Origin of the sequence: Paenibacillus sp. RC73 (assembly GCF_044908085.1) — a bacterium.
GTDB lineage: Bacteria > Bacillota > Bacilli > Paenibacillales > Paenibacillaceae > Paenibacillus > Paenibacillus terrae_A.
The window spans coordinates 66,688-78,720 of the sequence record NZ_JBIYCV010000004.1 but is presented as its reverse complement, the minus strand read 5'-3'; the positions used below and the strand labels follow the sequence as shown (position 1 = coordinate 78,720).

Below are 12,033 nucleotides of genomic sequence, written 5' to 3'. Positions count from 1 at the left end.
GACTACATCTGCTCAGGAACCTGATGCCGCAGGCTTGTCAAAGACATGGCTCTGGGTCCAATGCTGTCCACCATCCGAGGTGGTATACATAACCGGAGCCTTCTCTGAATCCGAGAAAATAGCCCAGCCCTCCTTGGCATTGGCCATTCCGATTTGCTGGCTACCATAGCCGTCAAAGCTTTGTTTGCCATTGTTCCACGTCTTGCCTCCGTCATTCGTCCAGCCGATGGTATTAGGCTTGTCGCACGGTGCGCAGTAGCCACCCATCAACGCGGTACTGCTGTTTACCGCATAGAGCATCCCCGGTGCCGCCCCTTCGTTCTTGGGAACCTGATGGTCTTGCTGGCTAATGCCGGGCGCCGGACCGCCGCCAGCGGTCGCATTGGCCAGCACAGCACGCCAGCTTTGGCCACTATCGGCGGTATGCCAAAGCGAATATGAGGTCTGATTCATACCCGTATCCCCAACCAGCTCAATCCAAGCGTTTCCGCGTTCTACCGAACGAATGATTACACCGTTCAGAGGCGCTTCGGTTGTCCGAGACAGAACGGTGGTCCACTTCTGACCGCCATTCATTGTATGTAAGATACGGAACGAGCCCTCTTTGCTTTGCGTTACTGCCCAACCGTTTTGCTGATCATGATAGTATGGTTCCCCAACGGTATGATCAGGTACGGGAAGCGCGGACCAGGTTTGACCACCGTCCTTCGTATATTGATTTCCGCTGAATCCTTCCTTGGACGATACAAAGTGCAAAAAGCCCGCTTGTCCTTGCTTCGGCACCGTCCCGGTACTTTCCCAGCGTTGGCCTCCATCCTGAGTCGCCAGCAGCGTACCGCTGTCTGCCACGACGGCCCATGCCTGCTGCCCATTCAAGGCAAAAATTTGCTGCACTGTCCCTTGGCCCTGATATTGTACATCCCATGCCGCTCCGGCTGAACCGGATGTACCTGCGTCTGTCCGGGCAATCCAGCCCTTCCCGCCGATCCAGCCGGATTTACCGTCGATCAGGCGCAGCGCGGTAACATCGTCCATGCGAACCTTCGCCGCATTCGCATCTGTGGATGCTTGTCCACCTGCCCCCGAAGCACCCGGTTGCGCGGAAGCAGAGCCCTTTTGCCCATCCTGAACGGTTTGACCGTTCTGCTCTTGCTGTCCGGTTTGTCCTGCTTGTGTTGCACCTGCTCCACAACCTGCTGTCATGATGGATACGGCGAGCAAAAGCGCCCAGGCCGGTAATTTTTTCTTCATTTTCATTCATCCCCTTACTGTGTTAGTACAATGCTGCTTGGGTATGTAATCGCAGCAAGGTATATCCTATGTATTACCCTGCTGTCTTCGTTTCACTCTTGACGGATGAAAACCCAAAATCGACTGTAAGGAAAACCTCGTCTACGGATTTACAGGAACAAAACCGCCTTGTTCAATGATCCGTTTGCCATCTTCGCTTTGCAGCCACTGGAGCAGCCGTTGAACCGAAGGGCTGTACTTCTCTCCTTCCCGTGTGACCACGAACAATTGAGCGGTGAACGGATATTGTTGCGAACGGATATGCTCCTTGTTTGGCACTACTCCGTCAATGGACAAAAATCTAACTTCTTGCCGCTTATGCATCACATTGGCAAAATAATAAAACGAATACCCGAGCGCATTGTGATCCTTGTTATAATCGGCAACTGCATTAATCATACCACCCATGATGCCAATCGTGCGCTCCCGGGGCGGCTCGGCCATCTCATGGTCTGCCATCACTTTCTTTTGCATATACGTCTGACTTCCCGAATTTTCTTCCCGCTGATAGGCTACAATCGGCTGGTCCTTGCCTCCCACTTCACTCCAATTATGAATGGAGCCTTCATAAATGCGACGAATCTGCTTTGAGGACAAATTATGAACCGGATTATCAAAGTGAACGAGAAAAATAAACGCATCCCGCCCAATTGGAGTAAGCTTTATTTTCACTCCCTGACTTTTCGCAAGTTGCAGCTCTCCATTGGATGGTCCTGCCACCAGAATGAGATCCGCTTTCTTGTCGATCAGATTTACATACGCCTGATGCGTTGTGTTGAATCTCAATTCGTGCGCCGCGCGCGCCTTGCTCATTCCGGTCAGCTCATGCAGCATATCCTGTGCGAACGGAATCGCCGCTGTAGCCCCATCGACCACTGGAAAATCCCGTTCTGCGATCAACGGACGATGAGGCAGCATCAGTGCAATGGTCAGCACAATAACGAGCGCGGCAGACATGGCGGCAACGACCCATTGCCATCTACGATCTACCTTTCCGTTCTTTCCTGTCACCGCCGGATAACGATCCACCCCAACACCCACTACCATTCCGGCGATCGGCAGCAGTGCAGTCAGCAGAAACCAGATTTCACCATGCTGTGTATACGGCTCCAATACCTCCAGTACAGGCTCCGCCCACGCGTGATAGATTGAAAACAGTTGCCACGAGTCGCCCCACACTTCGGATGGTTGGCCGCCAGAGCCTTGTAACCCCACAATCCATAAACCCAGGCCACATAATAATGATAACAGCCCTGTCAGCATGAGCGGAAGTTTTCGCAGACTGAAAATACGCGCACTCCAGACACCGTAAGCCGCAAAAATCAGACCGATGATCCAGGCGTATAATATCATCATCACAATGACCGCAGTATCCGTCACACCTTCGCGCCTCAGCAGAAGCTGTACATTAGACGCCACAGCCATACTCCAAAATACATTAAACATGACTGAAAACAATCCAAACATAAATGTACCGCCCAGCCACGGCCAAAACCATGCTAGTCGCATGGAGGCGCCTGTTTCCCGCTCGGTTATAATTCCCTTTGGATCAGACATGTACATCCCCCTATATCTTTTAAATAAAATGAGTCTTTAAGCCACTGCTCTTTCATTGTACAATTATGGTAAAGATTAGTATACGAGGAGATGGTAAAAATGTCCTTACGGTATTTCACTGCCAACCGCCGCGTGGCTTTTGATTTTGTTTTTACCATAAAGGAGTACACCCAAAAAGGACAAAAAGAAGCCTCCTTTAGAGGAAGGCCTTCTCGGTATTATTCGGTATTATAATGTAACAATTCTATACTGCTCTAGCATGGATCAAAAAACGGTGCTGTTTCACGTCCCAATACCCATCACGTTGAATGTCCAGATGTAGGCCATACAGCTGTTCTATATATCTCTCTGGTTGAAAATCAGCAATCTGCCATTCAATCGCCTTTAAGTAGTAGACAAGCGCTCCAATATCGAAAAACCGCTGTATCGGAAACTGTTCCCGCTGCTCCACGATTTCGAAGCCGTTGCTTTTCAGACCGGTAATCGCTTGAGAAAGGGACCAGTCCGCATACTCGCTATAAGGCGCTCCCAAACGGTCGTTAATGCCCACACAATCCAGGCCCCCCACCTGTTGGGTCAAGAACATCCCGCCCGAACGCAAAATACGCCGCACTTCCGCTGGAGAAAATGCCTCATGCTTGTTCAGCACGAGATCGAACCCGTTATCATCCAATGGAAGTGAGTCGTCGTCATCTATAGCCATCACGCGTACGCCAAGCGGCTCCAATCGTTCCTTGGCAACAGGAATATTCGGTGCATATGCTTCTGTCGCGCATACGATCTCTGGAAAAGGACGCAGCCGTGACAAAAGTTCGCCTCCGCCTGTTCCCATATCCAGCATCGCCGTGGAAGAATGGATGAGCGTCATAGCCTTGCTGGCATAAGACCAGTCCAAGGGCTCGCTCGCTACGCGTCCTGTATCCGAGATGAATGAAAAATCCCATCCGGCAAAGGATTGCTTATAGTGATCCAACAACTGTATAAACTCACGATCTTCTGTATATCTCATATTGTACTGCTCCTTCCTGAATTGGGCTGGCATCATTTACCGAACATTATACTCTTTACGTTCTGCGTTCTATCTCTATATACCTCTACATCTGCCCAAATCAGGAGGAATTTCTTATCTGCCGTTCGGTGCCGTTTTAAGGAGTGGCGGGTAGAGCCTTTGCAAGCTCAGGTGTCATGTCTTTTGGAGTTAATAAATAATAGCCTGTGTGAGCATTTAAACCATATAAAGGTTTGATTTTGATCTGTATCAGGTAAGTGCCCTTCTCCATATCCGGAGTATAGTTATAGGATCTGCGGTTTTCCAAAATAGCTTTCCAGAGCTTCATATCTTCAATGACGATTGCTTTATGCTTCTGTTGTATATCTCTGAATAAATTGACGTCTTCGATATACTGACCAGATTGATAAGGTTTCATCTCCTGAGAAACAATTGGAACAGCACGCACAGAAAGTATATCCTTCGACGTGACAATTACCCTGTCGGCATATCCCTTCTGTTTCAGCCAACCCTCCAGTTTGTGAAAGGATAAACGCCAGTTATATGCAATATTACGAGCCCATTCCGGCTCATATTTGGAAATAGAGGAGGCCTTATGCAGAATCTCGATATTCCCCAGCGGATAACTTCCAGACTGCATTTCGCTATAGCTCATATCCAAAATTTCTTCTTTCAGCACAGCTTCAAATTCGCGAATTTCTTTCGGATCGGTCAGTATCACCCTCCGTTCCTCATCATCCCCTGATTTAATGCTGATCGTTTCGGCTGCACCATATAGCTTATCCAACGAGTATGCTACTGTTTTGTACGGCTCAGACATCATGACCTTTGCCAGTTCTGCCCGGAAAGGCTGCTCGGGAAATGTATAGCTTCGGGTCATAATTGAACCATCGTCAAGATGATAGGCAATGGCTATCATTTGAAGAGGTTCATCTTTGGTCATGGGCGTCTGTCCTGATGAATGTGCCCGCACGAGTTCACGCTGTAAATTCAGCACAGAAGCGATATAAGCCTTATCCTGCGAAAAATAAAGATCTTTTCGTGTAATGCCCCCATCCAAATACAAACTTGGTCCGGCATAAACTTGCTCCACGGAATGCGCAGTCGGAATTCGATCTTCGTAACCTACCCAACTTGAAGTCGGAATGTACATTGCCAGACCTAACACTGCGGTGTAAGCAACCAATTCCAGCAAAGCACGTACACGTACAATTTGCCACGTCTTGCGAATCACCATCTCCACAGCGATATAGCCCAAAATAGCTCCAAGTATATAGCCGAAGATAGACCAGTCTTTACCTTGTCCGCCTACGCCATTAAAATAGTCCCCTACTAGCAGCATAGCGCACAGCATCACACCTGCTTTAAATAAGGGCTGGAAGAAGGTAAATGCCATTGCTTGCGTTGCCTTCTCTACCAGCCGTTTGCGATACAACACATAGCTCAAGATCACAAACAGCAGAGAAACACCAATATAAACAAGCAGTTCAATATATGAAAATGGAGTTCTCAGCAATTCCGTAAAGCGAACAAACGGCGATAAAGAATGCCAAATATTATTGTTACTACGTAACTCCATGCCATCACTATAACGAACTATTGTTCCACTGGCCTGATAGTAACCGTACAAATGATGCCCCAGAAAGCGACTAATCATGGATGACAGAAAGAAGGGAAGCACCATCAAAACGTACACTACAGCAATTTGCAGCAGCGATTGCCCTACGCAAATACCTACAAACACAGTAAAGGCGAAAAGAAAAATGCTAATGACCGAGACGACCAATGCCCATGATCCAACATCATTCATGTGAAAAATATAAGGCAGATCATTCGTGGCGTTAACCCAAGCCGTCACTCCCGCCGTGAGCCACACGGGTACGAGCAAGAGGATAAGACCACTGATCAAATGTGCCGTTAGCAGATGTTCCCTGCGTAATGGCAGACTGTGATACAAATCAGATGGCCCCTGCCGCTGAATAAAACGAAGCATTATCACACCGGCCAGCACCGGTACGGTCAGCAGTATCGGAGTGTGTAAGTCGTTGTACTTGCTTGTATAATCGAACAGACTTCCCAAAACCGTGGGCATCCGTTCGTCTCCGATGCTCATAAATAACGGCAGCGGCACTGTAAACAATAATCCCGCCAAGTACAACAGACCGATCCAGCCATGCTGTCTCAGGCTTTGACGAATCACGCCGCCGCTACAGAAGAATCGGTTGGATGTCATAACCTGCGTCCTCCATTTCATAAATGAAAATTTCCTCCAGCGTCAACGGCAGTAAATCGAACACATGCGGCTCATACGCCTGAATCGTTTCTGTAATCTGCTCTCGTTCCCCCCGGATAATAAGCAGCAGAACACTGCCTCTGCGCTCCTTATGTACAATCGGAAGTTGTCCACAGACGGCTTCCTCATGCGTGCTGTCACGAAAGGCAACCTGCACCTTATGTGTATCAGACTTGAGATCGTCAACCTCTTTTTCCAACAACATACGTCCCTGATGCATAATGCCGACATGATCACACATGTCTTCTATTTCACGCAAATTATGGGATGAAATCACGACGGTCATCTCACGTGCGGCGGTTTCTTGGAACAGCAAATTTTTGATCATTCGTCGCATTACCGGGTCCAGTCCGTCAATCGGTTCATCCAAAATCAGCAGCTCAGGCATGCAGCTCAAGGCAAGCAAAAAAGCGGCCTGACGCTTCATCCCCTTGGAAAAACGGTGAAGTTTACGCTTCGGGTCAAGCTTGAAAATGTCGGTAAGCTGTATGTAGCGTTCCTCACTCCAGCTCGGATAAATGGAGCGGTAAAACCGGGCCATCTGGCGAATCGTCGCTTGCGGGAAAAAATAAGGGGTATCCGGCATAAACAGAATGCGCTGCTTGACTTCTGGCTGCTCATACACGGGCTGTCCACCGATTAGCACCTTCCCAGTATCCGGTCTGTAAATCCCGGCGATGATTTTGAGCAGCGTCGTTTTACCTGCTCCGTTAGAGCCCAAAAGTCCAAAAATAGAGCCTTTCTTCACCGTAAGGGCGAGCTGATCGACAGCCTTTTCTTCTGTAAATGTCTTTGTGACTTCCCTTAACTCAATCAAGGGACATCCCCCTTTCCTTCAATTGCGTAGCTTCCACGTATAAGGCGTCCACTTCCTGATGCGTAAAACCGAAATGGACAGCTTCGATCATCTGCTTCAACAGCGCCGCCCGAATCTCATCCCGCTTCATTTGCTGCGGCTGATGCTCGGCAGGGGTGACAAAGCTGCCCTTGCCTTGGATGGAATAAATGTATCCTTCGCGTTCCAGCTCTCGATACGCCTTCTGAATCGTGTTGGGGTTTACCGTAAGCTGAGCGGATAAAACCCGTACCGAAGGCAATTGCTCATCCGGCTGAAGCGATCCGTATACAATCATTTCCTTTACCTTGTCCGTTAGCTGTTCGTAAATCGGCTTGCGGCTGCGGATATCCAGCTCGAACATGGACTTCCTCCTTTCAAGACTTGATCAGTTTCATCTGCATCCTCTTTACTGTTCTAACTGTACTATTATTAATAATACAGTTAGAACAGTTTGTCAATCATTTCTTTGGGGATTTCTTGCAGAAAAAAAGACCAACTCAGAAAGCTGGTCTTGAAATCAACGTTAACCTGTAATGATTTCGGCAAAAGTTTGTTACATATTTTTTGACTTCGTATGTATCCCAAAAAATATAGATTTCACGATAATACATACAAGAGACAATACAACAAAAAGTAGGCCACTCCAAACAACATCTCCTGTTCCTAATTGAGAAATAAACCAGCCTCCCATCGCTGTCCCTATGGTGACACCCAAATTTGAAAAAGAAACATACAGACTATTCGCAAATTCCGGGGCTTCTGGAGCCTCCGAGGTAAGCCAAATTTGACTTACAATCAATCCACTCGTATGAACAGCTCCCCAGACAATAATAATCCCACTTGTGAGAAGAAGAGTTGCACCCACATATTGAAGCAGTAAATAACAAACCCCTAAAGCAACAGGATAAAGCAACACCGTTTTCAACATATGATGGTTTAACATCTTTCCCGAGTACCAGTTACCAGCCACACCACTAATCCCGAAAAGCACAAGCATCGTGCTAATCCATTCTCCACTCATATGCGTTTTCTCTCCTAGATACTCCGCAAAATAACTATATACAGAAAACATCGCAGCAAATATGAAGCATACACTACCGATATTCAACCACAATGTGGGTTTCCTCAATATTTTAAGCTGGTTCCTGATAGGTACTTCCTTCTGCTCCAATCTGGAAGGAACCATGAGCCCTATTCCAACACACGCAATAATATTTACAACAGCAGAGAACAGAAATGAAGTGCCAAGAGAGAATTGATCAGCAATATAAGAAGTAAGCGGAACCCCCAATACCATCCCCACACTAACTCCAAGAAATACCTTTGCACTTGCTTTAGCAGCCTCTTCTTTCTTCGATAATGCAACAGCTAGTACGAAGGCAATGGAGAAATACACCGGATGAAAAAAGGCAGGGATTATTCGGAATACGACAAGTGTATAAAAGTTCGGTGCAAAAGCTGATATCACATTCGAGATGGAAAAAATAATCATGATGCTCATCAGTAACCATTTACGATTCCATTTTGAAAATAGCAGAGTTACCCATGGCCCAAAAATGGCAATAGTGAGTGCAAAAAGACTGACCAGTATTCCAGCTTGTGGTGCAGTAACGTTATACTTATCCATGACCATTGGCAAAATCCCAACGACTCCAAGCTCCGTATTTATAATGCCAAATATACCTAATGCAATAAAAAATAATGGACTGTTTTTGTTCACGATTTCCATCTCCTTGACCTCATAATTCATATATTCGAAAATCTATATTTATAGATATAATATACACAAAAAAGTAGGTAACCTTGTTCATTATTTTGTGGCTACCTACATTTCATTCTTGATATATTCAGCGAATTTGCAAATATTCTCTTCATTTCTTCGGTAATAGGTCCACTGTCCAAATCGCCTGGATTCCAAAAGCCCAGCCTTCTTCATGAGCGTTAAGTAACTGGAAATAACAGATTGTGCTAATCCTGTTTTTTCCTGAATGCTACCTACACAAATCCCTCCTTTAAAGTTAGCATCCGTTGGTAAAAACAATTGCGGTCCGAAATTTTCATCTGAATTTTTTAACCAATCCAAAATTTGCAGGCGTGTATCATTCGACAAAGCTTTAAAAATCATTAGAGTATCCATAAACCTCATTATATCTCTTTTTTTAGATATGTAAATATCTATTTCAATAATATAGCATCGACTGTTGTGTGTTGTGCCATTCTTTCATACACTCCACTTGAACATAAAAATAGCCGTGATGCGTTAAGCACCACGGCTGGCTATTTCTTTTAGCATTCCGTTGATTCGTAAGGCTCGTCACGGCTTATATTCGCAAGCGCTTCCCCTTCTGGCAGCATAAGATCTAGCTGAAACCGGAACGTGGCTCCTCTGGCCTCGTCACTATCCACATCAATGGAGCCGCCCATCAGACTGACCAGGTTTTTGCAGATGGACAGTCCCAAGCCTGTTCCTCCATATTTCCGGTTCAGTGCCGGATGAAGCTGGGAAAAGGGCTGAAACAATAGATGCTGGCGATCTGCGGGAATACCGATGCCAGTATCGGTTACACTGAACTCAATCAAGCATTTCTTTTTACGGCTGCTGTAAGCCTTGCTCTCGGCAAAGATGTTTACACGCCCTCGCTCCGTAAATTTGATTGCATTGCTCACCAAATTCACCAGCACCTGCCGGATACGCACATGGTCACCGACAAGGACCCCCGGCAATTCCTGATCCACATGCCACTCCAGCTCAATGTCTTTTTCCATAGCTTGCTTGAGAAATAGATCCGCCACACTGCCCATCATATCCTCAAGTTCAAAAGGTTCGTGCAGCAACGCCATTTTTCCAGCCTCAATTTTGCTCAAATCCAGTATTTCATTCAATATTTGCATTAAAGCACTACTGCTATTGGTAATAATATCGATATAGCTTCGCTGTTCCTCATCCAATTCAGTGTCCGCGAGCAGTCCAGCCATTCCGATAATTCCGTTCATAGGTGTACGAAGCTCATGACTCATCACAGAAAGAAATTCTGACTTGGCCCGGTCGGCCCGCTCGGCGGATTCCTTGGCCCGGATGATTTCCTTTTCATTCGTTATATCTACAAAAACCATTACGGCCCCTTTACGCTCCCCATTATCCATCAGGGGACTGATCCGGTATGAGACGAGGAAGCTGGATCCGTCTTTTTTCCAAAATACGGCTTCCTCAGCCTGATAAGAAGCACCACTGCGGATCGCCTGAAGAATGGATGGCTGCTCATCCGGGTAATGTCTGCTTATCTCATCGACATGGCGGATCATATCCGTGCATGTCCCGTTCAGTGAATTTTCGGCCCCCACTCCAAACATTTCGACCGCCGCCGGATTCATAAAACGGACATGCCCCTCGGTGCTCAAGCCCACAATGCCTTCGGATACGGCGTTCAGAATGAGTGAATGCTCGTTGCTGAGCTTTTCGATTTGGGCGATGTAGCTTTTGAGCGGAGTAACATTTTCAAAGATGCCGTAGCAGCCAACAATTTGCTCATACACAAAAATCGGGATATTGGTTACCTTGATAAACAAGCGCTCCCCATCCTTATGTATGAACTCTGATTCATAGGTTTGCGTTTCTCCCTGCTTGGCCAGCTCCATATGATGCCTAATCTTGTCCTGTTCCTCGGAAGAAGCCATCACAAGAACTCCAGTCCCAAGCAGTTCCTTCCTTGTATAACCAATAAGTTCCTCCAGACTGGGGTTCACGCTCAGGATTTGACCTTCCATATTCATGGCGCATATGCCGAGCGGGTTATGCTGAAACAGCGATTTATAACGGTTTTCACTTTCACGAAGGCGTTGCTCCATTTTTTGGTGCTCCGTGACATCCTGTACCATACCGACAATTTGAATTGGCTGTTCTCCGCGCTCGTCCATTTCCGCTTCCCAGGTCGAACGCAGCACTTTCTGTTCACCATTAGGCAGTACAATCCGATAAAAGGTTTCTTTATGAATACCTTTTAAAATGACGTTCGTAATGATCTCGATCATTCGCTCTTTATCCTCTGGATGAATAGCATCCAGAAAAGAATCAATACTTGTCTCGACCGGCTTTACGCTAAAGCCGAAAATGCTGCGAAATTCCATGGAAAAATGCAAAACGTCGTTAACCAAATCCCAGTCCCATGAACCAAACATCGCCAGTTGCTGGGCTTTTGCAAGATTATCCTCGCTCTTCTGGCGCTCCGTGATGTTGCGGCCGATAGACAGAACTCGCTTGATTTTGCCTTCCTCATCCCGAATGATGCGGTATGACACTTCCAGCCACAAATAATGTCCGTCCTTGTGACGGACACGCCGCTTCATAATACCTGTTTCCTGGAAGATTCCATGTACGCGCATATAATCGGCATCTTCTGCATGATAAAATTCGAGCCGTTTTTTGCCGAGCATTTCCTGCCTGGTGTAGCCAAGGAGCTTTTCTACCGAAGGAGAAACATATTGAAGGTTGCCGTCCGGCGTGCTGAACGAGATCACATCTGGCGTATTTTCTGTAATCAGCATGTACAAGTCCTCATTATCCGAGAGTACCTGCTGCATGTCTTTTTTCTCTGTGATGTCCATCGCGTAGGCAATCAGATACGTTTGACCCGTAGCCGGGTCATCAAATATCGTTAATTCCAGCGATAACCAGACGGATGTTCCCCGCTGATGTCTTAAACGAAGCTCTGCCTTGTACACTTGATCCGTAGCTTTCAGCCAGCCCGTATAGGCGTCCCGCAACGCTTGTCGATCTTTATCTCCTTTATACAACAAATGATAATACCGGGTTTTCAGCAATTCCTCCTGCTTGTATCCGACCATGCGACAAAGGGAGGGATTGACGTACAGACATTTTCCGTCCCTCGAAAAAATGGCTATCCCTGTCGGGGCATGATTGTACATGTGTTCCAGCAAAGGCAGTCGTTGAGCAGCAGAAAACACAATAAATCTCCTCCTTTGTGGTTTATGAGGACGCGCCTACATGTATACACAAAATTGCCGATGCAGAGCCATCGGCAATCTTTT

At 46.8% G+C, this 12,033-nt stretch carries 9 protein-coding genes; all 9 read right to left on the bottom strand.

The features are described from left to right. Positions 1-12 precede the first annotated feature (12 nt). The 9 genes from ABH897_RS10250 to ABH897_RS10210 all read right to left on the bottom strand — a co-directional run bounded on the left by ABH897_RS10250 (position 13) and on the right by ABH897_RS10210 (position 11,949). Positions 13-1,251: a beta propeller repeat protein gene (locus ABH897_RS10250; protein WP_404520409.1), complete on the bottom strand. Its 1,239-nt coding sequence runs from the start codon at positions 1,249-1,251 to the stop codon at positions 13-15. A gap of 141 nt (positions 1,252-1,392) precedes the next feature. Beyond that, positions 1,393-2,847 (bottom strand): PstS family phosphate ABC transporter substrate-binding protein, encoded by a 1,455-nt coding sequence (locus tag ABH897_RS10245; protein ID WP_404520410.1) that lies wholly within the window; start codon positions 2,845-2,847, stop codon positions 1,393-1,395. A gap of 244 nt (positions 2,848-3,091) precedes the next feature. Then, positions 3,092-3,856 (bottom strand): class I SAM-dependent methyltransferase, encoded by a 765-nt coding sequence (locus ABH897_RS10240; protein ID WP_404520412.1) that lies wholly within the window; start codon positions 3,854-3,856, stop codon positions 3,092-3,094. A gap of 136 nt (positions 3,857-3,992) precedes the next feature. After that, positions 3,993-6,089, bottom strand: a complete 2,097-nt coding sequence (locus tag ABH897_RS10235; protein ID WP_283654846.1) for an ABC transporter permease subunit — start codon at positions 6,087-6,089, stop codon at positions 3,993-3,995. After that, on the bottom strand, positions 6,064-6,966 hold the full coding sequence (locus ABH897_RS10230) for an ABC transporter ATP-binding protein (RefSeq protein ID WP_404591837.1): 903 nt from the start codon (positions 6,964-6,966) through the stop codon (positions 6,064-6,066). Before ABH897_RS10230 ends, ABH897_RS10235 begins: the two co-directional genes overlap by 26 nt. Then, positions 6,959-7,348 carry a GntR family transcriptional regulator gene (locus ABH897_RS10225; RefSeq protein WP_283654844.1) on the bottom strand — a complete coding sequence of 130 codons (390 nt, stop codon included), beginning with the start codon at positions 7,346-7,348 and terminating at the stop codon, positions 6,959-6,961. Before ABH897_RS10225 ends, ABH897_RS10230 begins: the two co-directional genes overlap by 8 nt. Positions 7,349-7,540: 192 nt before the next feature. Further along, positions 7,541-8,707 (bottom strand): MFS transporter, encoded by a 1,167-nt coding sequence (locus tag ABH897_RS10220; protein ID WP_404520415.1) that lies wholly within the window; start codon positions 8,705-8,707, stop codon positions 7,541-7,543. A 105-nt stretch (positions 8,708-8,812) separates the two neighbouring features. Beyond that, positions 8,813-9,124, bottom strand: coding sequence for an ArsR/SmtB family transcription factor (locus ABH897_RS10215; RefSeq protein WP_149096077.1), 312 nt, complete (start codon positions 9,122-9,124; stop codon positions 8,813-8,815). A gap of 149 nt (positions 9,125-9,273) precedes the next feature. After that, entirely contained in the window at positions 9,274-11,949 is a 2,676-nt protein-coding gene (locus ABH897_RS10210; RefSeq protein WP_283654843.1) for a PAS domain S-box protein, read from the bottom strand. Positions 11,950-12,033 lie beyond the last annotated feature (84 nt).